Origin of the sequence: Novosphingopyxis sp. YJ-S2-01 (assembly GCF_016093175.1) — a bacterium.
Lineage (GTDB): Bacteria > Pseudomonadota > Alphaproteobacteria > Sphingomonadales > Sphingomonadaceae > Novosphingopyxis > Novosphingopyxis iocasae.
In genome coordinates this window covers 1,667,685-1,692,553 of sequence record NZ_JAEDAI010000001.1, presented here as the reverse complement: position 1 = coordinate 1,692,553, position 24,869 = coordinate 1,667,685, and the positions used below count along the sequence as shown (strand labels likewise).

The following is a 24,869-nucleotide window of genomic DNA, read 5'->3' as shown; positions in this document are numbered from 1 at the left end:
TTTTATGAGCCCGGCATGCCTCCCTCCGCCGGGCTCATCGACACCCGGGGCGTTTCGTCGCTCCCGAGCAATGCTCGGGTCCGGGGGAACGCCTCGGGCATTTCGTCGCGGATGAAGGCGAGCATCTTCTCCCGGATCGCGCAGCGCAGATCGAAAGTGCGCGGTGAAGAACTGGCCGTGGCCAGGATGCGCAGCTCGATTGCGTCCGCCTTCATATCGGTCACCTGCAGCACATTGCCGCGCCCGTCATAGAGCGGCTCATCCTCGATGAAGCTTTCGAAATAGGCGCGCAGCCGGTCGATATCCGCCGCCGGATCGAGGTAGAGAAAGATCGCGCCGAACAGCCCGGCACCGGTCCGCGTCCAGTTCTGGAATGGCTCCTCCAGAAACTTCGACACCGGCACGATCAGGCGCCGGTCGTCCCACACCTTCACCACGATGTAGGTGAGCCTGATCTCCTCAATCCAACCCCACTCGCCCGCGACGACCACGGCATCCTCGATACGGATCGGCTCGGTAAAGGCCATCTGGATGCCTGCGATCAGGTTCTTGAGCGCAGGTTGCGCGGCCGCGCCGACCGCAAGACCTGCGAGGCCCGCCGACGCAAGCAGGCTGACGCCGATGCTGCGCACACTCGGCAGGCTCAGCAGCATCATCGCCACGGTAACGAGGATGATGAGGAAAATGCCGATGCGCACCAATATCCCTGTGCGGGTACGGCGGCGGCGCGCGTTGAGATTGTTCTCGACCGTGATGTCGGCATGCAGTTCCAACACCTCCCGCAAGGCGCGCAAGATGGCGATCAGAAGCCAGCCGATCAGCAGCGGCAGCGCCATCCCTTCGATCATGTGCCACAGATCGACGGTGGGATCGCTGAGCCCCCAGCCGCGCCGCGCGATGCCCACCGCAATCGCGACGAACAGCCAGCGCGTGGGCAGGCGCAAATAGCGCAGCACAATATTGTCGGACCGGTTTTCGGACTTGTGCGTCAGCCGGCGAAGCAGCGCGAAGACGCTGAAGTGGATGCCGAGCGCCACCAGCGCGGAAATCGCAACATCGATCAAATGCCGCCAAACCAACGGCAGCCCATCGAAGAAATCGGGGAGCGGTATATCGAGCATGGCGGCCCTAGCTAATGGCTAAGGCGTCATGCTGCAATGCAGCGGAATGTAGCGGAGGTTGGGTTAAGAAGGGAACGGTGCCGCGGCCGGGGTTGGCCCCGGTCCGCGGCGGTCCTCTCCAAACTTGTCAGGCGGCGGTGGGTGCCGCTTCCTTCACACCTTGATCGACATGGCTTTCGAACGGCGCAAAATTGTCGATGAACAGCTTCACCAGCTTGGCCGCTTGATCGTCATAGGCAGCCTTGTCGTCCCAGGTTTCGCGCGGATCGAGGATCGCATCATCCACGCCCGGCACCGATACCGGTACGTCGAAACCGAAATTGGGATCGGTGCGGAATTCGGCGTCATTGAGCGAACCGTCCAGCGCAGCGTTCAGGAGCGCGCGGGTCTCCTTGATCGGCATGCGCTTACCCGTGCCGTATTTCCCACCGGTCCAGCCGGTGTTGAGCAACCAGCATTGCACCCCGCCCTTGGCGATCCGCTCCTTTAGCAGATTGCCATAGACGCTGGGGTGGCGCGGCATGAACGGTGCGCCGAAGCAGGTGGAGAAGGTCGCTTCCGGCTCGGTCACGCCGATTTCGGTGCCCGCCACCTTGGCGGTGTAGCCCGAAAGGAAGTGATACATCGCCTGATCAGGCGTCAGCCGCGCGATCGGGGGCAGCACGCCGAATGCATCGGCCGTCAGCATGATCACCGTCGCGGGCACGGGACCGAGATTGTTCTCGCTGGTGTTCGGGATAAAATCGATCGGATAGGCGCCGCGGCTGTTCTCCGCCAGGCTCGCATCGTCGAGATCCAGCGTGCGGGTTTCGTCGTCCATCACGACATTTTCCAGCACGGTGCCGAAGCGGCGCGTGGTCGAATAGATTTCCGGCTCCGCTTCCTCGCTCAGGCGGATCATCTTGGCATAACAGCCGCCTTCGAAGTTGAAGACGGCGCTGTCGGACCAGCCATGCTCATCATCGCCAATCAAAGTGCGGCTGGCATCGGCGGACAGCGTGGTCTTGCCGGTGCCGGACAGGCCGAAAAAGACCGCGCTATGGCCGTCCGGGCCGATATTGGCGCTGCAATGCATCGGCATCACGCCCTTTACCGGCAGCAGATAGTTCAGAAGGCCGAAGACGCTCTTCTTCATTTCGCCCGCATAACGCGTGCCGCCGATCAGGATCAGCTTCTCGGTAAAGTTCACCGCGATCACCGTCTCGCTACGCGTGCCGTGGCGATCCGGATCGGCCTTGAAGCTGGGCAGATCGATGACGGTATATTCCGGGGTGAAGCCCGCCAGCTCCTCCTCGGTCGGACGGCACAGCATCGTGCGGATGAACAGATTGTGCCAGGCCAGCTCGTTGATCACGCGCACGGCGACGCGGTGCTCGGGCTGCGATCCGCCGAACAGATCCTGGCAATAGAGCGTTTTCTTTTCGCCGAGCGCGCTCAGGAAGTCTTCTTTCAGCGCGGCGAAATGCTCCGGGCTCATCGCGGCGTTGTTATCCCACCAGATATTATCTTCGGTCTCTGCGTCGCGGACGATGAACTTGTCCTTGGCCGAGCGGCCGGTGTGCTTGCCGGTTTCCACGACCAGCGGACCGTCCTTCGCCAAGCGCCCTTCCCCGCCAGCGACTGCCGCTTCGACCAGCGCCGCGCGCTGCAAGTTCCAGTGACAATAAGCGGAGACGGAAAAGCCCTGTTCGGAAAGCGAAACGTTGGGCTGCTGGTTGGGGGACTGGGACATGGGGCACGCATTCTTTCAAAACGGATGAAACGGGCAAAGTCCGCCTGCACCCGACTTGCCTTCTATTAAGAGGCGTCGACGAATGCGGTGGTGATGTTCTCAGATGACATGCCGGTAGATCAGCCGATCCAGCGCGTCAATCGCGGCTTTGCATTCGTATGCATTGCTGCACCGCACCCTTCAGCGCGTTAGCCGGAGGGGTCGCCGGGCACATAGCGGAAAGGCCGGACTTGCGGGCCGCGCCGCCCTGTTTTAACGCGCAAAAGCGAAGCTTCGGCAGGCAATAAGGACCAGCGGACACATGGCCGGCACCATCGCCCTTGTCGATGACGACAAGAACATTCTAACCTCCGTCTCCATCGCGATGCAGGCCGAAGGGTACACCACCAGGCTCTATTCCGATTCGCAGGCCGCCCTCGCCGCGCTGACCGATAATCCGCCAGATCTTGCCGTGCTCGACGTGAAGATGCCGGGCATGGACGGTCTGGAGCTGCTGCGCCGGATCCGTGAAAAGCACGAATTCCCGGTGATCTTCCTTACCAGCAAGGATGACGAGCTGGACGAGGCGCTGGGCCTTGCCATGGGCGCGGACGATTATATCACCAAGCCATTCAGCCAGCGCCTTCTCCTTGCCCGGATAAAGGCGATCCTGCGCCGCGTCGATTATATGAAGCGCGCCTCCGAAGCGCCCGAGGACGAACAGGCCGCCGCGCCAATGGAACGCGGGCCCCTGTCGATGGACGAGGCGCGGCATGAGGTGCGCTGGAACGGAAAGGCCGTCAGCTTGACCGTCACGGAATTCCTCATCCTGCAGGCGCTGGCTTTGCGGCCGGGCCTCGTTAAGACGCGCAGCCAGCTGATGGACGCCGCCTATCAGGACGACGTCTATGTCGACGATCGTACGATCGACAGCCACATCAAACGCCTGCGCCGCAAGTTCCGCGAGGTCGATTCCACGTTTGAGGCGATCGATACGTTATACGGAGCGGGTTATCGCTTCTCAACCGAATGAGCCGGAAGGCCTTGCGCTCGGCTGGTCCCGGCGGATGTCGCTCACCACGCGCATCCTCGCCGTCAATATCTTCGCGGTCGTGCTCCTGGCGGGCGGACTATTTTTTCTCGACAACTATCGATCGCGCCTGGTCGAGATCCGCACCGAAGCGCTGCAGCGCGAAGCGAACGCCATCGCCCACGCGCTTCCCCTGCTGTCGCAGAGCAGGCGCGAGGCATATCTGATCGACAGCGCACTGGCGCTGGACGGGCGCATCCGGCTCTATGGCCCCGGCGGCGCGAAGACGGCAGACACCTTCACGATCGCCCCGCCCAATTACGATGTCGAACAAATCAATTCCATTCCCTTCCGCCGCGCCTTTGCGCATGAGATCGACCGGATTACCGACACGATGGTGGGCACCGAAGCGCCGCCCGATTATGTGGATCCTAAGCCCGATAACGCTGCGAATTGGCCAGAATTGAATGCGGGCGAAGGCATCCACAGTATGGCGCGGCAGGGCCCGGACGGCGCCTATGTACTAAGCGCCGGGCGCAACTTCGGCAGCGGCAAGCTGCTTCTCACCACCCGCGCCGCCGATATTCGCGGCATCATTCGGGAAGAGCGGCTGACGATCGCGATCTTTTCAGTCGTCGTGCTACTCGTCTCGGTCTGGCTGTCCCTATTTCTGGCGCGCACCATCGTAAAGCCGCTGCGCCTTCTGGCCCGCAACGCGGTGAAGGTGCGGCTGGGCTTCGCGCGAGAAGTTTCGATCCCGCGCCTGCCTTCCCGCCGGGACGAGATCGGCATGCTGGCGCGCGCGATGTCCGACATGTCGAATGCGCTGCGCGAACGGATCGATGCGACGGAGGCCTTTGCCGCGGACGTCGCGCATGAGGTGAAGAACCCCCTCGCCTCGCTGCGCAGCGCGCTGGAATCGCTGCAGATGGTGGAGGATGAGGAACTGCGCGCGAAGCTGTTCGACATTGCCTCCAGCGACGTGCGCAGGCTGGACCGGCTGATCAGCGACATCAGCGAAGCGAGCCGTGTGGATTCGCAGCTTTCGCGCGCCAAGTTCGAGCGGGTCGACATCGCCGCGATGATCGAACAGCTGCTCGCCTCCCGCCGGGAGCGGGCCAATGGCGGCGACACCGTCTATCTGCGCTTCGTGCCCCCGGTCGACGATATCGCCTGCGTGATGGGGGAGGATGTGCGGCTGGAGCGCGTGTTCGAAAATCTGATCGACAACGCCATTTCCTTCTCTCCAGATGGCGGCGAGGTGGAAATTCTGGTCAGTAAAACGGCAAGCGAGGTGCTGGTGCGCGTGATGGACGAAGGCCCGGGCGTGCCCCCCGACCAGCGCGAGGCGGTGTTTGAACGCTTCCACAGCCGCCGTCCGGCGAGCGAGAGCTTCGGCAAGCATAGCGGCCTCGGTCTGGCCATCGCGCGCACCATCATCGACGGCCATCAGGGCAGCATCCGCGCAGTCGACCGGATCGACGATCGCGAAGGGGCCTGTTTTGAAATCCGCCTACCGCGCGCGGGAGTGACCGAATGATGGAGGGCAATTCGTCGAGCGAGGTGGTGCACGGCACTGCGGTGGCAATCGGCGCAGAAGGCGTGCTGCTGCTGGGCCGTCCGGGCTGTGGCAAATCCGATCTGGCGCTACGCCTCATCGATCGCGGCGCGCTGCTGATCGCCGACGATCAGGTGCGGCTGGCGCGCCATGGCGACACGATCACCTTGTCCGGTGCAGCCGAATTCGCAGGCCGCATGGAAGTGCGCGGGCTCGACATCGTGGCCGTGCCGCATGTCGCCGCCGCACCCCTTCGCCTCGCCGTGCAGTGCGATGCGGTGCCAGAGCGCCTCCCAGGGCCCGAACATCGCCGCTGGTTGGGTATCTCCATCCCCTCAATGCGCCTCGCCGCGCTAGAGGCGAGCGCGCCGATCAAGGCGGAGATGGCGCTGCGCATGGCCAAGGGGGCTATGGTTGACGGGGCCGACGCCGGGTCTAAAGAACGGGGCTATTCATGAGCGATCCTGCCGCCCCCAAGACGATATTGCTGGTCACCGGTCTGTCCGGCGCGGGCAAATCGACCGTGCTCAACCAGCTGGAAGATCTCGGCTGGGAAACCATCGACAATCTGCCGATCCGGCTGGTCGGCCAGCTTTTGAAGCTGCCGAGCGGCGATGCCCCGCTCGCTTTGGGTTTCGACAGCCGGACGCGCGGCTTCACTCCGGAAGAGCTGATCCAGCAGGTGAAGAAACTGCATTCCAAGCGCGGCGATGACATCTCCACGCTGTTTCTCGACTGCCAGGGCTGGGAACTGGAACGCCGCTTTTCCGAAACGCGCCGCCCGCATCCGCTGGCGCAAGACCGGCCTGCCGCCGACGGCATCGCGCAGGAACGCTCCATCATGGCCCCGCTGCGCCGCTGGGCGGATATGGTGATCGATACCTCCAAGCTTTCGGTCAGCGATCTCAAGGCACAGGTGCGCGAACGGTTCGACACCGGCCATGCGCGCGCCACCACTATCACCGTGACCAGCTTCGGCTTCTCGCGCGGCGTACCGCACAATGCGGATCTGATTTTCGATCTGCGATTCTTGCGCAATCCGCACTGGGTGGACGATCTCCGCCCGCTCACCGGGCTGGATGATGCGGTGTGCGATTATGTGCGCGCCGATAGCGATTTCGACAGCGCTTTTGCCAAGATCCGCGATCTCGTACTGTTTCTGCTCCCCCGCTATCAGGCGGAAGCCAAAGCCTATGTGAACATCGGTTTCGGCTGCACCGGCGGGCGGCACCGCTCGGTCTGCTTCGCCGCCACCTTTGCCGAAATGCTGCGCGAAGAAGGCTACTCGCCGAATATCGAACATCGCGATCTCGGCTCGCGCCCGGTGGACAGTCTGGAAAATTTGAGGAATGGCCCCGGCATGAGTCGCACAGCGCAAAAAAAGGGCACCGCCGAATGATCGGCATGGTTCTGGTGACGCATGGCAATCTGGCGACCGAGTTTCTCGTCGCCATGCAGCATGTCGTCGGACGGCAGGAGCAGATCGCCACGATCTGCATCGGCCCGAACGACGATATGGAAGTGCGCCGCAGGGAGATCGGCAATGCCGTTGCCGATGTCGACAGCGGCCAGGGCGCGATCATCCTGACCGATCTGTTCGGCGGCACGCCGTCCAACCTTGCCATCTCTCTCCTTGAAAAAGGCCGAGTGGAGGTGATTGCGGGGGTGAACCTGCCGATGCTGATCCGGCTCGACAGCGCCCGGCGCAACCTCGGCATTGTCGAGGCGGTGGGCGCGGCGCGTGAGGCGGGCCGAAAATATATCTCCGTCGCCTCCGAACTGCTGGATTCCGACAAATGAGCGAAACCGCCAGCCGCACCGTCACCATCGTCAACGACAAGGGGCTTCATGCGCGCGCAAGCGCCAAGTTCGTCGGACTGGTCGCGCGGCTGCCGGACGCTGTCTCGGCCGAGGTAGTCAAGGACGGCCATAGCGTGCCGGGCGGATCGATCATGGGCCTGATGATGCTGGGTGCCGGCAAGGGCAGCGAGATCACGATCAAGGTCGAAGGGCCGGACGCCGCGCTCTGGTGCGACAAGCTGGCCGGGCTGGTGATGGACGGCTTCGGCGAATAGCCTTGCCCGAGCGTCAGACCATCACCGGGTTTTCGAACCCGCGCGTCAAGTTCATCCGCTCGCTGCGCGACAAGAAGCATCGGCGGCGCGAGGGGCGTTTCCTAGCCGAAGGATTGCGCATCCTTACCGAAGCGCGCGAGGCCGGGCATCTGCCCGAAACGCTGGTGCTTTCCGACAAGGCCGATCCGCATCCGCTGATCGCCGCGCTGGAGCGCGAAGTGTTCGCGCGCGGCGGCGAGGTGATCGAGACCTCGGTCGATATTCTTGAAAAGCTCTCCGGCAAGTCCAATCCGCAAACCGTGCTCGGCGTCTTCGCCGATTTGCCGACAGCGCTGGACGATCTCGACCGCGCCGCCGCGCCGATCTGGCTGGTGGCGCAGGAAATGCGTGATCCGGGCAATCTCGGCACCATGCTGCGCACGGGCGATGCGGTGGGCGCGGGCGGGCTGATCCTCCTCGACGATTGCACCGATCCTTTTTCGGTGGAGGCGGTGCGCGCCAGCATGGGCGCGCTGTTCACGCAAAAGATCGCGCGCGCGAACGGCGGCGATTTTCTCGACTGGCTGCGCGCCGGGCCGGGCCAGCTCGTCGGCACCAGCCTGCGCACCGAAACCGATTATCAGGCCCCCGCTTACGCCCCGCCCGTCTTCATCCTGACGGGCAATGAGGCGCGCGGCCTGCCGGAAGCTTATGAGGATGCCTGCGACATCCTGGTCCGCATGCCGATGATGGGCAAGGCGGACAGCCTCAATGCCGCGGTGGCGACGGCGGTGATGGCCTATGAGGTGCTGAACCAGCTTCGCCGCGCCTGAACGGCGGGCCTGTCCGCGCATCTGGCGCAAGACCGGAACGGTTGCGATAGCGGAACGTTTTGGCGACATGACCCGAACCCTTGCCCTGATCCCCCTCGCCGCGCTCGCCCTTGCCGGATGCCAAACGCTCGACCCCTATGGCGATCGTTATTCCGGGGAATATGGCGGTTATCCACAAAATCCGGCGGGCACATATCCGCCCGGCGACTATAACGATACCGGCTATGCGCAAAGCGGCCCGGCGCGTGCCCAAGGCGTCACCTTTCCGTATCGCGCCATGGGCACAGAACCGTTCTGGAGCCTCGACATGGATGCGCAGTCGATCCGCTACCAAGGGGCGGATGGTGAGCAGATCAGCGTGCCTACGCCGCCTGGAAGGCCGAGTTTCAACGGCATGCGCTATGTCGCCGACGGCATGACGGTGGATGTCACCTACAGCCGCTGTTCCGATGGGATGAGCGACCGCCGCTATGCCGACACGGTGATGGTGGACCTTCCAGGCGGGCGCACCTTGCGCGGATGCGGCGGCGACTTTGCCGGCCGCCCGGAAATGGCGGTGGATCAGCCCCATGCCGGACAGCGCGATCTGGCCGGAACGCGCTGGCAGCTACTCAGCGTCAACGGCCTGCCGGTCGAGAGCCGGGATGCCGTGATCAGCTTCGATGGGCAGCAGTTCAGCGGCAGCGTCGGCTGTAATCGCATCAACGCCGATTATGTGGTGGACGGCATGGCGGTGAGCTTCGGCCCCGCGCGTACCACGCGCATGGCGTGCGATCCCGCCGTCATGGGGCAGGAGCGCGCTTTTCTGGACCTGCTCGACGCCGCGCAGGCGCAGCCCGTAGGCCAGCTCACCCGCCGTCTCGGCGCGATCCGCTATGCCCCCAATGGCAATATGATCCTGAGCGCGCCCGATGGCCGTGTGGCGGTGCTGAGCCCGTTCTACTGAGTATCTGCATTTGGAGGCGGCCGAAACCGCCTCCTCCTGCATGAGACTATTGCAGACCTGCGCGTGTCAGAAGTTGGAGATAGCACTGAAGTGCAGTCCTGGCTTCATCACGCGTGGCCCACGATTTCCGCGACACCCGCAGATTAGAGCCATGCAGTTGTGCTGCATGCCATTTCCATCGCTGGTGCCGATCTCGATGCAGGTCGTAGTAGTACGACTCTGTCATCTGTAGTTCCTTATGGAACCGCAGCAGAGGGGGCAGATCAATCGTGCGTGGCTCAGCCTTCGGGGTTGCTGTTATATTTACCTGCATCTGCCCGGTCATGGGGCAAACACTGAAGCCAAATATTCCCTCGATCTACCGCTTCCTGCGGTCATTTTCATGGATTTTTAGTCTATAAATATCTCCTTCACGTGGTGTCCAACTAGTCATTACTGCGCTCTTCGCCATACCTTGGCAAGGCCTCAAGTTCGTCGACCTGATCGATATCCTTGCGCCCAGTATCTATATTTAACTCGCGAAAACGACGTCCTGTGGAGAGAACGTTACGCTCGAAGCTGCCGACGAACTTGTTGTAATTGCCGACCGCGCTGTTGAGGCCGGAGCCAACACGCTTCAGATGTTCGGCAGCCGTCGCCAGCCGATCGTACATTTCCTTGCCGAGCTGGCCGATCTGCTTCGCTTCGCGCGCAAGTCCTTCCTGCCGCCAGACGCTGGCGACCGTCCGCGCAATCGCAACCAGGTTCGTAGGAGTGGCCAGCAAAACCCTCTTTTCGAACGCGTAATCCCAAAGGTCCGGCTGGTGCTCCAGCGCCGCGGCGAGGAAGTGCTCGCCGGGCACGAACATGATGACATAGTCCGGGGCCTCTTCGAACTGGTCCCAATAGGCTTTGCGGCTGAGGCCATCGATGTGGTTCTTCATCGAAGTGCAGTGGCGCGCCATATAGGCTTCGCGCGTCGTCTCATCGTCTGCGCCGAAGGCATCCTGATAGTCATTGAGCGACACTTTGGCGTCGATCACGAGCGATCGGCCGCCGGGCACGCGCACCACCGCATCCGGCCGCAGCCGCCCGTCGTCGGTCGAAATGCTGTGCTCCAGCACGAAGTCGGTATGTTCGGCGAGCCCGCAGGTCTCAAGCACGTTCTTGAGCTGCTGCTCGCCCCAGCGCCCGCGCGATTTGGGCGCATTGCGCAAGCTGTTCACCAGCTTAGCCGCCTCGCTCTGCACGCGCTGCTGGCCTTCCTTCATCTCGCCGATCAGGCCGGTCAAAGTGCCATAGGCCTCGGTCCGCTCTTTCTCGATCTTGCCGACCTGCTCCTCATAGCTTTTGAGGCGCTCGCCCACCGGCGCGAGCAACTGGCGAATTTTCTCCTCGTTGCGCTCGCCCTGTTGGTGGAAGCGCTGATCGGCGCGTTCCAGAAAGTTCTTCTGCGCCTCGCCGAGTAGCTTGCCGCCGATCTCGCTGAACTGCGCAGACAGCGCCTTGCGGGCCTCCTCATTCGCGGCAGCCAACGCCTTTTCGGACAGCTCCTTCACCTCGCGCAGTTCGGCGATACGCGCTTCATAAGCGCGGTTGCGCTCTTCCTGGCCCGATTTCAGCGAAGCCAGCTCGCTACGGTCATTCTCCGCTCGATCGCGTAGGCCCTGCATTTCACCGCGCACCGCGGCCATCTCAGCCTTGGCTTCGTCCCGCTCGCGCGCGACGCTTTCCAGCTGCATCCGCAGCAGCTCGACCGCCGCCTTGGCGTCATCGCCCCCGCGTTTCGCCAACATCCAGCCGAGCGCGGCGCCCAGCATAAGCGCCGCAATGACGGCAATAACGGTGATGATCGGATCCACGGCCTTCTCCCCACGAACAGAGCGGGAACGATAGCGGCGCGGACAGGCCGCCGCAAGCGACGTGGACGGGTTTTATGATTGGCCGGAATTGGCTGGCCCGCCCGGACCTGCGATCCGGGCGGGGACAGGACCTCAGCCAATCGACTGGCCGGTGGCCTCCCAGTCCTTCAGGAACGCCTCGATCCCGGCGTCGGTCAGCACATGCTTGAACAGGCCGCGGATGACGGCGGGCGGCATGGTGGCAACGTCCGCGCCGATCTTCGCGCTTTCGAGGAGGTGGATCGGGTGACGGATGGAGGCGACCAGGATTTCGGTGTCGAACGCGTAATTATCGTAGATCAGGCGGATATCGTCGATCAGGCGCATGCCGTCGAAACCATTGTCGTCATGGCGGCCCACGAACGGCGAGATGAAGCTGGCACCGGCCTTGGCGGCGAGCAGCGCCTGATTGGCCGAGAAGCAGAGCGTAACGTTCACCATCGTGCCGTCTTCGGTCAGCTTCTTGCAGGTCTTCAGCCCATCGACGGTGAGCGGCACCTTGATGCAGACATTGTCGGCGATTTTGCGCAGCACCTCGGCCTCGCGCATCATGGTGTCATGATCCAGGGCGACGACTTCGGCGCTGACCGGGCCGTCGACGAGGCCGCAGATTTCGGTCACCACCTCCTTGAAATCGCGCCCCGCCTTCTTGATCAGCGAGGGATTGGTGGTGACGCCGTCCAGCAAACCGGTTTCGGCAAGATCGGCGATTTCGGACGTGTCGGCGGTGTCGACGAAGAATTTCATGGGCGCGGCCTTTCGCGGGCGTTAGGGATAATTCAATAGCTTCCCCCTAAACGCTGCTCCCACCATTATGCCAGTCCTTCCTCGCCTTTCGGCTCTCGCCCCGTGCGCCTTCGCACTTGCCTTCGCCACCCCGGTTCACGCCGAAGATCAAGCCGAGCTGTGGCTCAACGGTATCGTGTTCGTCCCATTGCGTGAGCAGAACCAGCTTATCGTCGACACCAGTCTGCGCATGAACGAAGATGCCAAGGGACTCAGCGCTTATGTGCTGCGCGGCACGTTGCTTACGCATGTCGCCGAGCATGTGCGCCTGGGCGGCGGGTACGGCCAGTTCTGGAATTATAGCGATGGTGATTTCACGATCGCCGAAAACCGGCCGCATCAGGACGCCTGGATCGATTTTCCGCTGAAGGCCGGCGGCGCTATAACCTCTCGCACCCGGCTGGAAGAGCGACTGTTTTCCAGCGGCAGCAACGATGTCGGTGTACGTCTGCGCCAGATGGTCCAATATGTCGGGCCCGAACTGGGCAATACCAAGCTAAAGCCTGTGCTGAGCGAAGAAATCTTCTACAAGGTCAACAGCAATGATCGGCAGACCAGCGGCTTCGATCAGGCCTGGACCACGGCCGGGCTGCGCTATCCGGTGACGGACCGGTTCAATGTGGATGTGAACTATTTCAACCAGTGGGTCTTCCGCCCCGGCGACGACAAGATGAGCCACACCGCGCTAGTGATAGCCGGTTATCATTTCTGATCCCGACGGAGCGGCGGGCGAAGCGCTACAGCGCGCCGTTTAATCCGAAGACGCCGATCAGTAGCGGATCGTTCGTGGCGCGCGGATTGGCGCGAATATCGGCTTCCTCGCGTCCGATGGCGTTCCAGATCACATCGTTCGCCGCCCGGCCGACGCTGGTGGCGATACCCTGCACGTCTACTCCGCTGACCGCGCGGATCGCCTGCGCGACAATATCGTTCTGGGCGAGGCGCAACGCGCCGCCGATCTCCGGCACCATGGCGGTGATCAGCGCATTGCCCAGATTGCCCCGCAGATAATCGGTTGCCGCACGTGGGCCGCCGCGCACGATCGCAGTGGCATCGGCGAAGCTTGCATTGCGGATCGCGTCCGTCACCAACGGCGCCGCCCGCTCGGCCCCTTGCGCCGCTGCGATGTTGAGCTGGCGTTGCAGCCGATCGCGAAAGGCCGGGCTGCGCAGCACCGCGCCCAGGATCGCGCCGCCCTCCCCGAACTGGGCCGGCAGCGGGATGCGGTCCAGCTCGTTGTCATAAAAGCCGCCCGGCTGGAGCAGCTGCGCGAACGCATTTTGCGAACTGATCGTCAGCAGCCGGCGCACCGCCTCGTTCAGGCTGAAACCCGGCAGGGACTGGCAGCCGGTCAGCAGCAGCGCCGCCGATGTCATGACGCCGCCGCCGATGAATGCGCGGCGGCGGAGGGGGCCTTCGAGGCGGCTGACAAGAACTGACATGGACATACGCTCCTGTTCGTTACGCGGCGGCAACGGGCGGACCGCAGCGGAGTTCCGCAATCGTCCTCCGCCTTAGATCGAACCCCCCTTGGCCAAAACCGTAAGCCCTGAGCCTGTCGAAGGGCGTCTCTCAGCAACACACCGCGCGATGCCGAGAAGCGCCCTTCGACAAGCTCAGGGCTACGGTTAAGAGGGAAACGAAAAGTGCACCTGGCTCAGTCGGGCTTCTTCGCCACGCCCACCAGCGCCGGGCGTAGCAGACGATCCTTGATCATATAGCCGGCCTGGATTTCCTGTACCACGGTGCCCGGCTCCGCCTCGTCGCTCGGAATTTCCATCATCGCCTGATGGACATTGGGGTCGAGCGGCAAGCCCTTGGCGGCCACGCGCGTGATGCCGTGCTTGCCGAACACATTTTCCAGCTCCCGTCCAGTGGCTTCGATGCCGGTGATCAGGCCCTTCCACTTCTCTTCGTCGCGAATTTCCTTGGGGATCGCATCGAGCGCGCGTTGCAGATTGTCGTTCACCGACAGCACGTCGCGGGCGAAGCCGGTTGCGGCATAATTGCGCGCGTCAGCCGCGTCCTTTTCGGCGCGGCGACGCACATTCTGCGTTTCGGCCTGCGCATACAGCACGTTCTGTTTGGCCTCGGCGAGCTGATTTTCCAGCTCGGCCAGCCGGTCATGCTCCTGTAGCTCGGGCGAGCCTTCGGCGGTTTCTTCGCGCAGCTCTTCCGGCACGCCTTCCAGTTCTTTCTCGGCAGCTTCGTCCATCTGCTTGTCTTCGGCCATGTTTCCAGGTTCTTTCGGTTGAATTGAGGTGGCGCGGGAACGCTCGATCGAGGATCAATCGACGAGGCGCGAGAGCGCCCGCGCGGTGAAATCCACCATGGGCACGATACGCGCGTAGTTCAAGCGCGTGGGGCCAATAACGCCGACAACTCCGACGATCCGCCCTGCATTATCCTTATAAGGCGCGGCGATGACGGAAGAGCCGCTGAGCGAGAACAGCTTGTTCTCCGATCCGATGAAGATCTTCGTGGCCGCCGCCTCGCGCGCGCTGTCGATCAGCCGGGCGATCTCTTCCTCGCTCTCGATCTCGTCGAGCAACTGGCGCACCCGGTCCAGATCGGCGGCGCTGCTTTCGTCCAGCAGCCGCGCCTGTCCGCGCACGATCAGCACCGGCCGGTCCCGCCCGTCGAGGCTCCAGGTGGCGAGTCCCTCCCGCACCAGATCCGCGCTCGCGCGGTCCAGCGCGGCCTTGTGATTGCGGATATCCCCGTCCAGCCGCTCCAGCGCTTCGGACAGAGTGAGGCCCGCCAAATGTTTGGTGAGATAGTTGGACGCCTCGGCCAGCGTGGCGTCGGTGACCCCCGGCGGCGGCTCGACCAGCCGATTTTCCACGCTGCCGTCCTCGCCCACCAGCACCGCGATCAGCTGCGTGTCCGAAAGGCGTGCAAAACCGAACTGCTTCAGGCGCGGCTCACGCTTGGGCACCTGCACGATCCCCGCGCAGCTCGAAAGGCCGGACAGCATCGCCGTAGCGGACGCCAGCGCCTGTTCGATCGGACCGGACCCGCTCAGCTGCGATTCGATCGCCTGGCGCTCCTCGTCCGAAGGTTCGGCTACCTGCATCATGCCGTCGACGAACAGGCGCAGGCCGAGGTCGGTCGGAAGCCGCCCAGCGCTAGTATGCGGCGCGGCAAGCAGGCCGATCTCCTCCAGATCCTGCATCACATTGCGGATCGTGGCGGGCGACAGGCCCAGCGCGGAGGCGCGGCTGATCGTGCGCGATCCCACCGGCTGCCCACTCTCCAGATAGGCCTCGACGACGCTGCGGAAGATATCGCGCGTGCGGTCGGTCAGTTCGGAAATGGGCGGCGTGTTCATTCGGCCAAGATAGGCGATGAAAGCTGAGACGCCAAATCCGGAACGTCGCCCTTTACGCACAGCTCTAGCAACAGCGCCGCCCCTTCCCTAAAGCCGCCCCAACCCAATCAGGAGATTCTCATGCGCCCCTCGTCCCGCGCCGCCGATGAAATGCGTGCCCTCAGCTTTGAAACCGGCTTCACCAAACATGCCGAAGGCTCCTGCCTCGTCAGCTTCGGCGATACGCGGGTGCTGTGCACCGCCAGCGTCGAAGACCGGCTGCCGCCATGGATGCGCGGCAAGGGCGAAGGCTGGGTGACGGGCGAATATTCCATGCTGCCTCGCGCCACGCATACCCGCGGCATGCGCGAGGCGGCCAAGGGCAAGCAGTCCGGACGCACGCAGGAAATTCAGCGCCTTATCGGACGAAGCTTACGCTCTGTCGTAGATATGAAAAAGCTTGGCGAGCATCAGATCACGCTCGATTGCGATGTGATCCAGGCCGATGGCGGCACCCGCACCGCGTCGATCTCCGGCGCGTGGGTGGCGATGCGCCTTGCCGTCGACGGCCTGCTGAAGCGCGGCCTGATCGCGCAGGACCCGATAGAGGCGAAGATCGCCGCGGTCAGCTGCGGCATCTATCAGGGCACGCCGGTGCTCGATCTTGATTATGCCGAGGATTCGAACGCGGATGCCGACGCCAATTTCGTGCTGATCGAGGGCGGCCGCATCGCCGAGGTACAGGCCACGGCCGAGGGCGCGACCTATGATGAGGAGGGCCTGCTGCGTCTTCTGCGCCTTGCCAAGCTCGGATGCGATCAGATCTTCAAGGCGCAAGAGGCTGCCGTCAAAGGATAATCGATCCGAAAGGAGAGCCGCCTTGGCCCATCGTAAGCTCGCCCCCGGCGATCTCATCATCGCCACGCATAATGACGGCAAGCTGCGCGAGATTACTGCGCTGCTTGGCCCCTACGGCATGACGCCGGTTTCCGCCGGGCAGCTGAACCTGCCAGAGCCGGACGAGACCGGCACGAGCTTTGTGGAAAATGCGCTGATTAAAGCGCGTGCGGCGGTTTCGGCCACCGGCACGGTGGCGCTGGCGGACGATAGCGGACTATGCGTGAAGGCGCTGGGCGATGCGCCCGGCGTCTACACCGCCGACTGGGCGGAAAAGAGCTGGTTCGAGGGAGGGCCGGGCCGCGATTGGTACATGGCGATGGGCAAGGTGGAGGGTAAACTTGCAGAACAAGGCCCGGACGTCGATCGTTCGGCCAGCTTCCACAGCACGCTCGCGCTGGTCTGGCCCGATGGGCATGAGGAGGTCTTCGCAGGCTCGGTGCCCGGCACGCTCGTCTGGCCCCCGCGCGGAGACCGTGGTTTCGGCTATGATCCGGTGTTCATGATCGACGGCGAAACGCGCACCTTCGGTCAAATGGACCCGGCGGAAAAGCAGGAGATCGACCACCGCGCCGATGCCTTTGCCAAGCTGGTCGCAGCGGTTTTCTGAAAGATTCCCGCCGAACCCGTAGCCATGAGCTTATCGAAGGGCGCCTCTCGATCGAGAAGCATGCTTCTATAGGCTTGGTACTCACGGTCGATGACGTCGATCACCCCATATCGGGCCGCCGTCCCACCACATTGCCCGCGGGCGAATAGCGGCAGACCAGCACTTCGTTCTGCCTGTTCGCAGCAACCGCGCAGCCAACAGCGCGCGTGCTGCGCCAGATCATCTGCGTATAATGGCCCACCGGTTTGCCGTTGCGGCTGTTCTGCGGGACCGGTCCGGGCACATAATCGGCCCGCTCGGCAATCCACGCATCAACCATTTCGCGATAGGAAAAGGCGCCGCGCGTCCCGATCCACAAATTTTCGCCCTGCGGCACACCGCTCTGCCGGGCATGTTCGAAACGACCGCTTACCGCCAGTTCGCGCGCATAGCTTCGCGCCGAAGCGACCAGCGCCTCATTCCAGACCAACGGCGGCGCGTCCACCGCGCGGCGCGCGGCGTTTTGGCGTGACAGCATGACGTCACGCAGCAACTGTTCGCCACGCGCTGGCGGCGGGCCACCTGGCATCCGCTCGGTTATAACCGCCGGCGCCTCGCTCTGCGGCATGCTGGCGACAGGCGGGGAGCAGGCGCCGAGCAGCAGGGCGAGCGGGAAGAGAATAGCTTTCATAACTCCGATCTGGGCACAGCCTGGCTGAACGGCAAGCGAACGCACCGCCACCGGTCAGGCTTCGACAACCGCCGGGCGAACGGATATGGGGGCGTCGTGACGTCCCCTCTCGCCCTCTACATCCACTGGCCCTTTTGCGTCAGCAAATGCCCTTATTGCGACTTCAACAGCCATGTCCGCGCGAACATGGATGATGACGCCATGGGGGAAGCGCTGCTGGCCGATATGGCGCACGAAGCCGCGCTGCTGGCGGGACGCGAACTCGGCTCGATCTTCTTCGGTGGCGGCACGCCGTCACTGATGCCTCCGACGCTGGTTGCGCGGCTGATCGATCAGGCGACCACACACTGGACAGCCGCGGAGGATATCGAAATCACGCTGGAGGCCAATCCCAGCTCGGTCGAAGCGGCCCGCTTTTCCGATCTGGCGGCGGCGGGCGTCAACCGGGTCTCGCTCGGCCTGCAAAGCTTCGAGGATGAGGCGTTGCGGTTTCTGGGCCGCGCGCACGGGGCTGCGGAAGGGCTCGCCGCGCTGGATATGGCGCAGGCGCAGTTCGGGCGCGTCAGCTTCGATTTGATCTATGCCCTGCCCGGCCAGACGCTTGAGGACTGGGAGGCGCAGCTCGCCCGCGCGCTGTCGCTGGGCACCGGTCACCTCTCGCTCTACCAGCTCACCATCGAACCGGGTACGCGCTTTGCCACCGATGTGCGGCGCGGGGCCTTTGAGCCGATGGACGACGACGCGGCGGCCGACTTCTATGTGCTGACGCAGGAACGCACGGCAGCCGCCGGTCTGCCGGCCTATGAAACCAGCAACCACGCACGCGCCGGACAGGAAAGCCGCCACAACCTCACCTATTGGCGCTATCACGACTATGCCGGCATCGGCCCCGGCGCGCACGGGCGGCGGCTGAATCTTGCCACCGAACGGCATCGCAAGCCGGAAAACTTCCTCGGCGCGGTGGCGCGCAACGGCCACGGCCTGCGCAGCGAAACGGCGCTTTCACGCGGCGAACAGGCCGTGGAGGCCTTGCTGATGGGGCTGAGGCTGACGGAAGGCGTGCGGCTTGACGTCATGGCATCACGCTTCGGTTTTTCGGAAGATGCGCTGATAGACGCCGCGGCAGTCGATCGTCTGGCGGGCCACGGGCTGCTCTTGCACGCCGGATCTCATCTGGCGCTGACCGAAGCGGGCCGCCCGCTGCTGGATGCCATTCTGGCGGAAGTGGTCGCAGTGGAGGCCGCCCCCGCCTGAGCGATGCCGCCCCTTCGCTCAGGGCTTACGATGCAGTCACGATCGGGGTAAGGATGCTGCCATGCCCCATCCGCTCATCCGCGAATATGCCGCCTATCTGCGCGACGATCGCCGCCGGTCCGTCCACACCGTGCGCGCCTATGTTTCGACGGCCGAGCGACTGATGGAGCATCTGGACGGCAGCGCTTCAAAGCAAGATATTGCGATGCTTTCTGCGCCGGACCTCAGAAACTTTCTTGCAGATCGCCGTAGCGACGGGATCGGCAATCGGTCGGCCGCGCGTGAACTTTCGGCAGTGCGTGCCTTCCTGAAATATTGCGGCGGAGATCAGGCCGCCCTTCCGCGCATCCGCGCGCCCAAAGCGGCGCGCACCGTGCCGCGCCCGGCCAGCCCGGACGACATCATGGCGCTGGGCACCGACATGGTGGAGGCGGCGCGCGAGCCATGGATCGCGGCACGGGACTGGGCCGTGCTGCTGCTTCTTTATGGCTGCGGTCTGCGCATATCGGAGGCGCTGTCGCTCACCGGCGGCGATCTTCCGCTCGGCGAGACACTGCGCGTTACCGGCAAGCGTGGAAAAACGCGGATCGTGCCGCTGCTCCCCGCGGTGCGCGAGGCGATTGCGAATTATGCCGAAACCACGCCCTTCCCCGCCGCCAGGGACGAGGCGCTGTTTCGCGGGCCGCGCGGCGGACCGATGAAGCCCGCAGCTATGCGCCATGCGGTGCTTCAGGCGCGCCGTCGCCTTGGCCTGTCCGAGCGGCTGACCCCGCACGCGCTGCGCCACAGTTTCGCGACGCATCTGCTGGCGGGCGGCGCGGACCTGCGCTCGCTGCAGGAACTGCTCGGCCATGCCAGCTTGAGTTCGACGCAGATCTACACCGCGGTCGATGCGGCGCATCTGCTCGATATCTATCGGCACGCCCACCCGCGCGCCTGAGGGCGTCACGCACAAGACGGGCGGCGGTCTTGGCCGCAAATATGGAGAAGCGGATCGCGCTGGGGGCCAAATCTGCCGCAGCATGCGAGGCGTGGCGGCGCGCTCTTGCAATCCGGCCCGCCTTTCCACAGACCGGGTGGAAGCGCAGCAAAGCCCAGGAGAGATCGATGCCGGAATATGAATCCATCAAGCTCGTCATTGAGGAGGGCGTTGCCACCCTGACGCTGAACCGGCCGGACCGGCTGAACGCGGTCACGCCTGCTTCGTTCGATGAATTTCGCGATGCGCTGACGCAGCTTGTTCCCGGCGGTGCGCGCGCGCTCGTCATCACCGGCGAAGGGCGCGGTTTTTGCGCCGGAGCGGATCTTGCCGGGCGGACCTTCGACGGCGGATCGCCGGGCGATGCCTCGCGCCGCTCGCTGCAGGAACATTTCAATCCGTGCATGCTTGCCCTTGCCGAGCTGGATATCCCGGTCGTCACCGCGGTCAACGGCGCTGCCGCCGGTATCGGGTGCAGCCTGGCGCTTGCCGGCGATCTTATCGTCGCCGGGCGATCGGCCTATTTCCTGCAAGCGTTCGTCAATATCGGGCTGGTGCCGGACGGCGGCGCGACCTGGATCATTCCTAAAGCGATCGGCATCCCCGCCGCGATGGAAGCGATGCTGCTGGGCGAGCGTATTGCAGCGGTCCGCGCGCTGGAACTGGGCATGATCAATCGATGCGTCGACGACACCAAGGTGCTCGAGGAAGCCCAGGCGCTCGCATCACGCCTTGCCTCCGGACCGACGGTCGCGATGGGCCAGATCCGCAAGCTGGTTCGCAAGGCGCAGGACATGACCCTTACCGATGCCATGGCGGCAGAGGCCGAGGCGCAGAAAATCTGCGGGGATACCGAAGATTTTCGCGAAGGCGCCGTAGCTTTCATGCAGAAGCGCAAGCCGGAATTCAAAGGCCGCTGACCCGCTGCGGCAAGGGTACCATCTTAGTGAAAAAAGAAAGGCCCGCAAAAAGCTTGCGGGCCTTTCAGGGCGATACTCTGGATCACCCGGTCATTCTGAGCCGATGACGATCAGATGCCGTCCGCGGTATCTTCCAGCTTCTCGGCCTTCTGCTCCATCGCGTCAGACGTCTGGTTCATCTGGGCTTCACCGACCTGATCGGTCGCCATATCAGCCTTTTCCTCGGCCAGATCGGCCTTGGCTTCGGCAACACCCGCCTGCGCGTCCATGACTTCGCCCTGCGCTTCGGTCACATCATCCTGCTGCTCGGCCTGCTCTTCGTTCGCACCATTGCATGCGGCAAGGGCCATAAGCGCGGTCACGGAGGCGGCTGCGATGAATTTCTTCATTAGTTTTTCCTGTTTGATTTAAAATCGTTAAGTTCGGCGCGCCCTATCAGCAACGGGCCGTCACGGGCAAGAACAACACGTACGTGATGTACGCCAAGCCACGAATGTGGTGCGCCCGACAGGATTCGAACCTGTGGCCCCCAGATTAGGAATCTGATGCTCTATCCGACTGAGCTACGGGCGCCCGGCGGGTCTTTTACGGGCGGGGGTGCAAGGGGTCAATTCGTCTGCGCAGTTGCGCGGACTTCGCCGATCGGACGGGCATTGGCGAGCGCTGGCACTTGCGTGCGCACGCGTTCGACGGCGGCGAGGTCGATGTCCGCGAAGCCGACGCCGGAGCGCTCTTCCATATCCAGCAGCACATGGCCCCAGGGGTCGACGACCAGGCTGTGGCCAAAGGTTTCGCGGCCGTCTTCGTGCCGGGCGACCTGCGCGGGCGCGGCGACGAAGCATCCGGTTTCGATTGCGCGGGCACGGGCCAGCACATGCCAATGCGCGCGGCCCGTCGGCACGGTGAAGGCCGCCGGAATAGCGAGCAACTGCGCGCCGTCCTCGGCCAGCGCGCGGTACAGCGCGGGAAAGCGAATGTCGTAACAGATCGACAGGCCCGTCGGCACATCCGCCGTCTGCGCCAGCACCGGTCCCTCCCCTCCTTCGTAAACGCGCGATTCGCGCCAGCTTTCGCCGGTGGAAAGATCGACGTCGAACAGATGGATCTTGTCGTATCGCGCCGCAATGGTGCCATCGGGAGCGATCACGAGGGTACGATTGCGGCGTTTGTCACCCTGTGCCACCGGCAGACCCAGATGCAGCCATATGCCGAGCGCGCGCGCTTTCTCGCGCAGTTTCGCGATCTCCGGATAGTCATTCTCGGCACGCACACCCGCACGTTCCCTGTCCCGATCGAGCAGCAACGCCATTTCCGGTGTCAGCAGCACCTGCGCGCCGCCATCCGCCGCCTCGTCCATCGCATCGGCGATCACGCGAGCATTGTCGGCGGCGGCAATGCCGCTCGTCATCTGGAGCAAGGCGAGACGCATCAGTCCGCCAGAAGCGCGTCGAGCTTGCCCTCACGTTCCAGCGCGGCGAGATCATCGCTACCGCCGATATGATCGCCGCCAATGAAGATCTGCGGCACCGTGGTGCGCCCGCCGGCACGCTGGATCATCTCCTCGCGCTGCGGACCGCCCATGGTGATATCATGCTCCTCAAAAGCAACGCCCTTGTCGTTCAGGAGAGCTTTGGCGCGGTGGCAGTAGCCGCAGGTGAACTTGGTGTAGATTTCAACGCTTTTCATGGCCGCAAGCCTAGCAGACTTCGCACGAAGGTGCAGGAAATTCGTTCACAGCACCCGGGCCCAGGTGACCACGCCCACCCAGGAAGCTCCGCTGCGCTTCAGGATGGCTGCGCAGGCCGCGCTGGTGGCGCCGCTGGTATGCACATCATCGACGATCAGCACGGCGCGCCCCTCGATTACCCTGCGTTGCCGCTGCGTGATGCCGAACGCGCCCTGTATCGTGCGTGCGCGGGCCTTTGCCCCCAGGCCGCGCAAGGGCGGCGTGCGGCGCTTTCGCCGGATGAGATCGGGGTGGAAGGGCCGGTCGATACGTCTTGCCAGCGCGCGGCCGATGAGCACCGACTGATTATAGGTGCGCGCGGCCAGCCGGCTCCAGTGCAGCGGCACCGGCGTCACAAGCATGTCGTCGGGCGGATCGGGGAGAAGGCGGGCCATGTGACCCGCCATCATGGTCGCCGCCCCCAGTCCGCGCGAATATTTGAGCTTCAGCACCAGATCGGTCGCAATGCCGCCATAGGCGACGGCGGATCGCAGGAAATCGAAGCGGGGCGGAGCCGCCAGACAGGCACCGCATAATGGCTCGCCCGGCACCTCATGTTCGAACGGCAGGCCGCAGCAGTGGCACCACGGCGGTGCCAAAAACTTCAGCTGACACCAGCAATCAAGGCAAAAGGCCGCCGCATCGGCCTGGACGCAGCCGCATCCGGGACAGCGCGGCGGCAGCACGAAATCAAGCGCCTGGCGCAGCGGTTGCGGGACAGCCAGCATGGTGCGAAGCTTGTCCCGGCGGACGCATCACGGCAAGAGGGAAGGCATGGCCAGCGCTCCCGATATTTTCGATTACCGCCGCCGCCGCGCGCTGCGTGGCCGCTCCGCCGGTGCCCCCTCCCTCTTCCTAGAATGGATGGCAGACGATCTGGGTGAACGCCTGTCCGCGGTGTCGCGGGAATTTCGCGATATCCTGCTGCTCGGCCCCGTCGCGCGGTTTCGCGAGAAACTGGCGCTCCCTGCCGAGGCTGCGATAAGACATGCAGCGCTGAGCGAGGCGGAAGCGCAGGATGGCGCAGAGCTGTGCACCGAAGATGCGCTGCCCTTTGAACCGGCAAGCTTCGATCTCATCATATCGGCAGGCACGCTCGATAGCGTGAACGATCTGCCCGGCGCGCTTATCCAGATTCGCCGGTCGCTGAAACCCGACGGCCTGTTTCTGGGAACCATGTTCGGCGCGGGCAGCCTTCCGGCACTCAAACGCTGCATGATCGCCGCCGATGGGGACCGCACCGCCGCGCACATCCATCCGCAGATCGACGTGCGGTCCACCGGGGACCTGCTGTCGCGCGCAGGCTTCGCGATGCCGGTGGCCGATGGCGACCGGTTGACGCTGCGCTATGGCGATCCGCTGCGCCTGATCAACGATCTGCGCGAGGCCGGCACGGGCAATGCGCTGGCGGGGCCACGCGCTTCCATCGGCAAGGCCGGCCTCGCGCGGCTGTTCGAGGCATGGGCCGGCATGGTGGAGGCCGACGGCAAACTGTCCGAGCGGCTGGAGCTGATTTCGCTGAGCGGATGGGCTCCCTCCCCCGATCAGGCCAAGCCCGCGCGCCGGGGCAGCGCCAGCGTTTCCCTGGCCGACGCGCTACGCTCCGGCGGCAAGAAAGCGGATCAAGGCGGGTAGAAGCTGCCGATCCGCCGGCGCGAGATCGAGCTCCGCGACGGTTGCAGGCGCAAACCAGCCGATTGCAGCGCCCTCTTCGCGCGGGTGCGGTGCGCCCTCCCACGCGGTGCAGGCGTAGAGCAACAGAATCAGATTGCGCGGCTCCAGCGGTGCGTCGGCAAAGCCAACAGGGGCAATCGCGCCGGGATCGAGCGTAATGCCGAGTTCTTCTTCCAGCTCCCGCGCCAAAGCGTCGGCAGCCTTTTCACATGGCTCCACCTTGCCGCCCGGAAACTCCCAAAGTCCGCCATGCATGCGGTTTTCCGGGCGTTTCTGAAGAAGCACGCGGCCACCGTCATCGATCAGTGTCGCTGCTACGACGGGTAGCACTGTCGGGGAAATTGCCACGTTAACCTTCCGAATTAAAAGCTTGTTTACGCCGATCGGCGAAAAGCAGCATCGCACGTGACGACATCCAGCAAATGGGAAATGCGATCGATGAAACAATGGATCCATCGCATTCTACATGAGCAGGACGGGGCCACGGCCGTCGAATACGGACTGATCGCGGCACTTGTAGTGATTGCCATGATCGGTGCGCTTTCGTCGATGAGCGGAACCACCATTCAGATGTGGAACTCCGTGAGCACTAATGTCGTGGACGCAACGAAGTAAAAGCCGCCGTTAATCTTTTCTAAGAGCTTTAGCGATAGGCTGACCAATGTTGGACGTTAGCCGTCAGGGACAGTTCGACGGGGTGAATGAAGCGCAATGCAAGGAGACCAGACGTGAAAACCTTTTATCAGATTTTCGAAAATGAAGACGGTGCAACCGCCATCGAATATGGCCTGATCGCAGCTCTGATCGCAGTGGCCGCGATTGCCGCGATGTCGGCGCTCGGTGGCAACCTCACCAACACCTTCAACAAGGTGAACAATTCGCTGAGCAACGCCAACAGCAAGTAAGCGTT

The 24,869-nt window shown here is 63.8% G+C and carries 30 protein-coding genes and 1 tRNA gene; 17 read left to right on the top strand and 14 right to left on the bottom strand.

The window, feature by feature from the left end:
- Positions 1–2: 2 nt before the first annotated feature.
- Positions 3–1,121: a mechanosensitive ion channel family protein gene (locus I6A82_RS08310; RefSeq protein ID WP_198094480.1), complete on the bottom strand. Its 1,119-nt coding sequence runs from the start codon at positions 1,119–1,121 to the stop codon at positions 3–5.
- A 127-nt stretch (positions 1,122–1,248) separates the two neighbouring features.
- Positions 1,249–2,853: a phosphoenolpyruvate carboxykinase gene (locus I6A82_RS08305; RefSeq protein ID WP_198094479.1), complete on the bottom strand. Its 1,605-nt coding sequence runs from the start codon at positions 2,851–2,853 to the stop codon at positions 1,249–1,251.
- A gap of 301 nt (positions 2,854–3,154) precedes the next feature.
- Here I6A82_RS08305 and I6A82_RS08300 point away from each other — a divergent pair, with 301 nt between their 5' ends.
- From I6A82_RS08300 to I6A82_RS08265, 8 genes are all read left to right on the top strand, one after another.
- Positions 3,155–3,865 (top strand): response regulator transcription factor, encoded by a 711-nt coding sequence (locus I6A82_RS08300; protein ID WP_187335889.1) that lies wholly within the window; start codon positions 3,155–3,157, stop codon positions 3,863–3,865.
- Between the two features lie 34 nt (positions 3,866–3,899).
- Complete coding sequence (locus I6A82_RS08295; protein WP_198094478.1) at positions 3,900–5,402, top strand: sensor histidine kinase; 1,503 nt, start codon at positions 3,900–3,902, stop codon at positions 5,400–5,402.
- Positions 5,399–5,878, top strand: coding sequence for an HPr kinase/phosphorylase (locus I6A82_RS08290; RefSeq protein WP_232343364.1), 480 nt, complete (start codon positions 5,399–5,401; stop codon positions 5,876–5,878). Before I6A82_RS08295 ends, I6A82_RS08290 begins: the two co-directional genes overlap by 4 nt.
- A complete protein-coding gene (rapZ, locus tag I6A82_RS08285) occupies positions 5,875–6,819 on the top strand; it encodes an RNase adapter RapZ (RefSeq protein WP_198094477.1) in 945 nt (314 codons plus the stop codon). Before I6A82_RS08290 ends, rapZ begins: the two co-directional genes overlap by 4 nt.
- On the top strand, positions 6,816–7,220 hold the full coding sequence (locus tag I6A82_RS08280; protein ID WP_187335886.1) for a PTS sugar transporter subunit IIA: 405 nt from the start codon (positions 6,816–6,818) through the stop codon (positions 7,218–7,220). Before rapZ ends, I6A82_RS08280 begins: the two co-directional genes overlap by 4 nt.
- Complete coding sequence (locus I6A82_RS08275; protein ID WP_198094476.1) at positions 7,217–7,495, top strand: HPr family phosphocarrier protein; 279 nt, start codon at positions 7,217–7,219, stop codon at positions 7,493–7,495. The genes I6A82_RS08280 and I6A82_RS08275 overlap by 4 nt, the downstream gene beginning before the upstream one ends.
- Positions 7,496–7,497: 2 nt before the next feature.
- Complete coding sequence (locus I6A82_RS08270) at positions 7,498–8,307, top strand: TrmH family RNA methyltransferase (protein ID WP_198094475.1); 810 nt, start codon at positions 7,498–7,500, stop codon at positions 8,305–8,307.
- A gap of 67 nt (positions 8,308–8,374) precedes the next feature.
- Positions 8,375–9,253 carry an META domain-containing protein gene (locus tag I6A82_RS08265; RefSeq protein WP_198094474.1) on the top strand — a complete coding sequence of 293 codons (879 nt, stop codon included), beginning with the start codon at positions 8,375–8,377 and terminating at the stop codon, positions 9,251–9,253.
- Positions 9,254–9,678: 425 nt separating this feature from the next.
- Here the strand turns inward: I6A82_RS08265 and rmuC are convergent, their stop codons facing one another.
- Positions 9,679–11,028: a DNA recombination protein RmuC gene (gene rmuC, locus I6A82_RS08260; RefSeq protein WP_232343588.1), complete on the bottom strand. Its 1,350-nt coding sequence runs from the start codon at positions 11,026–11,028 to the stop codon at positions 9,679–9,681.
- A 198-nt stretch (positions 11,029–11,226) separates the two neighbouring features.
- Positions 11,227–11,880, bottom strand: coding sequence for a fructose-6-phosphate aldolase (gene fsa, locus I6A82_RS08255; protein ID WP_187335882.1), 654 nt, complete (start codon positions 11,878–11,880; stop codon positions 11,227–11,229).
- Positions 11,881–11,947: 67 nt separating this feature from the next.
- On the opposite strand from fsa, the gene I6A82_RS08250 reads away from it, so the two are divergent.
- Positions 11,948–12,631 carry a DUF2490 domain-containing protein gene (locus tag I6A82_RS08250; protein ID WP_198094473.1) on the top strand — a complete coding sequence of 228 codons (684 nt, stop codon included), beginning with the start codon at positions 11,948–11,950 and terminating at the stop codon, positions 12,629–12,631.
- 25 nt (positions 12,632–12,656) lie between these two features.
- Here the strand turns inward: I6A82_RS08250 and I6A82_RS08245 are convergent, their stop codons facing one another.
- The 3 genes from I6A82_RS08245 to hrcA form a co-directional block, all read right to left on the bottom strand.
- Positions 12,657–13,361, bottom strand: a complete 705-nt coding sequence (locus I6A82_RS08245; protein WP_198094472.1) for a DUF4197 domain-containing protein — start codon at positions 13,359–13,361, stop codon at positions 12,657–12,659.
- 215 nt (positions 13,362–13,576) lie between these two features.
- Positions 13,577–14,152 carry a nucleotide exchange factor GrpE gene (grpE, locus tag I6A82_RS08240; protein WP_198094471.1) on the bottom strand — a complete coding sequence of 192 codons (576 nt, stop codon included), beginning with the start codon at positions 14,150–14,152 and terminating at the stop codon, positions 13,577–13,579.
- Positions 14,153–14,206: 54 nt separating this feature from the next.
- On the bottom strand, positions 14,207–15,250 hold the full coding sequence (gene hrcA, locus I6A82_RS08235) for a heat-inducible transcriptional repressor HrcA (protein ID WP_187335879.1): 1,044 nt from the start codon (positions 15,248–15,250) through the stop codon (positions 14,207–14,209).
- A 120-nt stretch (positions 15,251–15,370) separates the two neighbouring features.
- Here hrcA and rph point away from each other — a divergent pair, with 120 nt between their 5' ends.
- Together rph and rdgB are read left to right on the top strand one after the other, a co-directional pair.
- Positions 15,371–16,087 (top strand): ribonuclease PH, encoded by a 717-nt coding sequence (gene rph, locus I6A82_RS08230; protein WP_187335878.1) that lies wholly within the window; start codon positions 15,371–15,373, stop codon positions 16,085–16,087.
- A gap of 22 nt (positions 16,088–16,109) precedes the next feature.
- The gene (rdgB, locus tag I6A82_RS08225) at positions 16,110–16,736 is read left to right on the top strand and encodes an RdgB/HAM1 family non-canonical purine NTP pyrophosphatase (protein WP_232343363.1); all 627 of its coding nucleotides are present in this window, start codon (positions 16,110–16,112) and stop codon (positions 16,734–16,736) included.
- A 100-nt stretch (positions 16,737–16,836) separates the two neighbouring features.
- On the opposite strand, the gene I6A82_RS08220 is transcribed toward rdgB, so the two are convergent.
- A complete protein-coding gene (locus I6A82_RS08220) occupies positions 16,837–17,406 on the bottom strand; it encodes a CAP domain-containing protein (protein ID WP_198094470.1) in 570 nt (189 codons plus the stop codon).
- A 96-nt stretch (positions 17,407–17,502) separates the two neighbouring features.
- Between I6A82_RS08220 and hemW the strand changes: the two genes are divergently transcribed.
- The 3 genes from hemW to I6A82_RS08205 all read left to right on the top strand — a co-directional run bounded on the left by hemW (position 17,503) and on the right by I6A82_RS08205 (position 20,559).
- Positions 17,503–18,660: a radical SAM family heme chaperone HemW gene (gene hemW, locus I6A82_RS08215; protein WP_198094469.1), complete on the top strand. Its 1,158-nt coding sequence runs from the start codon at positions 17,503–17,505 to the stop codon at positions 18,658–18,660.
- Between the two features lie 61 nt (positions 18,661–18,721).
- On the top strand, positions 18,722–19,600 hold the full coding sequence (locus I6A82_RS08210; protein WP_198094468.1) for a tyrosine recombinase XerC: 879 nt from the start codon (positions 18,722–18,724) through the stop codon (positions 19,598–19,600).
- Positions 19,601–19,767: 167 nt separating this feature from the next.
- Positions 19,768–20,559: an enoyl-CoA hydratase-related protein gene (locus I6A82_RS08205; protein ID WP_198094467.1), complete on the top strand. Its 792-nt coding sequence runs from the start codon at positions 19,768–19,770 to the stop codon at positions 20,557–20,559.
- Positions 20,560–20,669: 110 nt separating this feature from the next.
- Here the strand turns inward: I6A82_RS08205 and I6A82_RS08200 are convergent, their stop codons facing one another.
- The 5 genes from I6A82_RS08200 to I6A82_RS08180 all read right to left on the bottom strand — a co-directional run bounded on the left by I6A82_RS08200 (position 20,670) and on the right by I6A82_RS08180 (position 23,013).
- On the bottom strand, positions 20,670–20,948 hold the full coding sequence (locus I6A82_RS08200) for a hypothetical protein (RefSeq protein ID WP_187335872.1): 279 nt from the start codon (positions 20,946–20,948) through the stop codon (positions 20,670–20,672).
- 107 nt (positions 20,949–21,055) lie between these two features.
- A tRNA-Arg gene (locus I6A82_RS08195) sits at positions 21,056–21,132 on the bottom strand.
- Between the two features lie 34 nt (positions 21,133–21,166).
- Positions 21,167–21,988 (bottom strand): carbon-nitrogen hydrolase family protein, encoded by an 822-nt coding sequence (locus tag I6A82_RS08190; protein WP_198094466.1) that lies wholly within the window; start codon positions 21,986–21,988, stop codon positions 21,167–21,169.
- The gene (grxC, locus tag I6A82_RS08185) at positions 21,988–22,245 is read right to left on the bottom strand and encodes a glutaredoxin 3 (protein WP_198094465.1); all 258 of its coding nucleotides are present in this window, start codon (positions 22,243–22,245) and stop codon (positions 21,988–21,990) included. Before grxC ends, I6A82_RS08190 begins: the two co-directional genes overlap by 1 nt.
- A 45-nt stretch (positions 22,246–22,290) precedes the next feature.
- Positions 22,291–23,013, bottom strand: a complete 723-nt coding sequence (locus I6A82_RS08180) for a ComF family protein (RefSeq protein WP_198094464.1) — start codon at positions 23,011–23,013, stop codon at positions 22,291–22,293.
- A gap of 46 nt (positions 23,014–23,059) precedes the next feature.
- On the opposite strand from I6A82_RS08180, the gene I6A82_RS08175 reads away from it, so the two are divergent.
- On the top strand, positions 23,060–23,920 hold the full coding sequence (locus I6A82_RS08175; protein ID WP_198094463.1) for a methyltransferase domain-containing protein: 861 nt from the start codon (positions 23,060–23,062) through the stop codon (positions 23,918–23,920).
- On the opposite strand, the gene I6A82_RS08170 is transcribed toward I6A82_RS08175, so the two are convergent.
- Positions 23,882–24,307 carry a (deoxy)nucleoside triphosphate pyrophosphohydrolase gene (locus tag I6A82_RS08170; protein WP_332310949.1) on the bottom strand — a complete coding sequence of 142 codons (426 nt, stop codon included), beginning with the start codon at positions 24,305–24,307 and terminating at the stop codon, positions 23,882–23,884. The two genes, I6A82_RS08175 and I6A82_RS08170, sit on opposite strands and share 39 nt — an antisense overlap.
- 57 nt (positions 24,308–24,364) lie before the next feature.
- Here I6A82_RS08170 and I6A82_RS08165 point away from each other — a divergent pair, with 57 nt between their 5' ends.
- Both I6A82_RS08165 and I6A82_RS08160 read left to right on the top strand, forming a co-directional pair.
- Positions 24,365–24,574 (top strand): Flp family type IVb pilin, encoded by a 210-nt coding sequence (locus I6A82_RS08165; RefSeq protein WP_332310948.1) that lies wholly within the window; start codon positions 24,365–24,367, stop codon positions 24,572–24,574.
- 113 nt (positions 24,575–24,687) lie between these two features.
- Positions 24,688–24,864: a Flp family type IVb pilin gene (locus I6A82_RS08160; protein ID WP_187335865.1), complete on the top strand. Its 177-nt coding sequence runs from the start codon at positions 24,688–24,690 to the stop codon at positions 24,862–24,864.
- Positions 24,865–24,869: the final 5 nt, after the last annotated feature.

What these genes read in the sequence shown, in the direction of transcription:
- I6A82_RS08310 (WP_198094480.1), bottom strand. Translation starts at nt 1,121, where the DNA reads ATGCTCGATATACCGCTCCCCGATTTCTTCGATGGGCTGCCGTTGGTT.
- I6A82_RS08305 (WP_198094479.1), bottom strand. Translation starts at nt 2,853, where the DNA reads ATGTCCCAGTCCCCCAACCAGCAGCCCAACGTTTCGCTTTCCGAACAG.
- I6A82_RS08300 (WP_187335889.1), top strand. Translation starts at nt 3,155, where the DNA reads ATGGCCGGCACCATCGCCCTTGTCGATGACGACAAGAACATTCTAACC.
- I6A82_RS08295 (WP_198094478.1), top strand. Translation starts at nt 3,900, where the DNA reads ATGTCGCTCACCACGCGCATCCTCGCCGTCAATATCTTCGCGGTCGTG.
- I6A82_RS08290 (WP_232343364.1), top strand. Translation starts at nt 5,399, where the DNA reads ATGATGGAGGGCAATTCGTCGAGCGAGGTGGTGCACGGCACTGCGGTG.
- rapZ (WP_198094477.1), top strand. Translation starts at nt 5,875, where the DNA reads ATGAGCGATCCTGCCGCCCCCAAGACGATATTGCTGGTCACCGGTCTG.
- I6A82_RS08280 (WP_187335886.1), top strand. Translation starts at nt 6,816, where the DNA reads ATGATCGGCATGGTTCTGGTGACGCATGGCAATCTGGCGACCGAGTTT.
- I6A82_RS08275 (WP_198094476.1), top strand. Translation starts at nt 7,217, where the DNA reads ATGAGCGAAACCGCCAGCCGCACCGTCACCATCGTCAACGACAAGGGG.
- I6A82_RS08265 (WP_198094474.1), top strand. Translation starts at nt 8,375, where the DNA reads ATGACCCGAACCCTTGCCCTGATCCCCCTCGCCGCGCTCGCCCTTGCC.
- rmuC (WP_232343588.1), bottom strand. Translation starts at nt 11,028, where the DNA reads ATGTTGGCGAAACGCGGGGGCGATGACGCCAAGGCGGCGGTCGAGCTG.
- fsa (WP_187335882.1), bottom strand. Translation starts at nt 11,880, where the DNA reads ATGAAATTCTTCGTCGACACCGCCGACACGTCCGAAATCGCCGATCTT.
- I6A82_RS08250 (WP_198094473.1), top strand. Translation starts at nt 11,948, where the DNA reads ATGCCAGTCCTTCCTCGCCTTTCGGCTCTCGCCCCGTGCGCCTTCGCA.
- I6A82_RS08245 (WP_198094472.1), bottom strand. Translation starts at nt 13,361, where the DNA reads ATGTCAGTTCTTGTCAGCCGCCTCGAAGGCCCCCTCCGCCGCCGCGCA.
- grpE (WP_198094471.1), bottom strand. Translation starts at nt 14,152, where the DNA reads ATGGCCGAAGACAAGCAGATGGACGAAGCTGCCGAGAAAGAACTGGAA.
- hrcA (WP_187335879.1), bottom strand. Translation starts at nt 15,250, where the DNA reads ATGAACACGCCGCCCATTTCCGAACTGACCGACCGCACGCGCGATATC.
- rph (WP_187335878.1), top strand. Translation starts at nt 15,371, where the DNA reads ATGCGCCCCTCGTCCCGCGCCGCCGATGAAATGCGTGCCCTCAGCTTT.
- I6A82_RS08220 (WP_198094470.1), bottom strand. Translation starts at nt 17,406, where the DNA reads ATGAAAGCTATTCTCTTCCCGCTCGCCCTGCTGCTCGGCGCCTGCTCC.
- I6A82_RS08210 (WP_198094468.1), top strand. Translation starts at nt 18,722, where the DNA reads ATGCCCCATCCGCTCATCCGCGAATATGCCGCCTATCTGCGCGACGAT.
- I6A82_RS08205 (WP_198094467.1), top strand. Translation starts at nt 19,768, where the DNA reads ATGCCGGAATATGAATCCATCAAGCTCGTCATTGAGGAGGGCGTTGCC.
- I6A82_RS08200 (WP_187335872.1), bottom strand. Translation starts at nt 20,948, where the DNA reads ATGAAGAAATTCATCGCAGCCGCCTCCGTGACCGCGCTTATGGCCCTT.
- I6A82_RS08190 (WP_198094466.1), bottom strand. Translation starts at nt 21,988, where the DNA reads ATGCGTCTCGCCTTGCTCCAGATGACGAGCGGCATTGCCGCCGCCGAC.
- grxC (WP_198094465.1), bottom strand. Translation starts at nt 22,245, where the DNA reads ATGAAAAGCGTTGAAATCTACACCAAGTTCACCTGCGGCTACTGCCAC.
- I6A82_RS08180 (WP_198094464.1), bottom strand. Translation starts at nt 23,013, where the DNA reads ATGCTGGCTGTCCCGCAACCGCTGCGCCAGGCGCTTGATTTCGTGCTG.
- I6A82_RS08175 (WP_198094463.1), top strand. Translation starts at nt 23,060, where the DNA reads ATGGCCAGCGCTCCCGATATTTTCGATTACCGCCGCCGCCGCGCGCTG.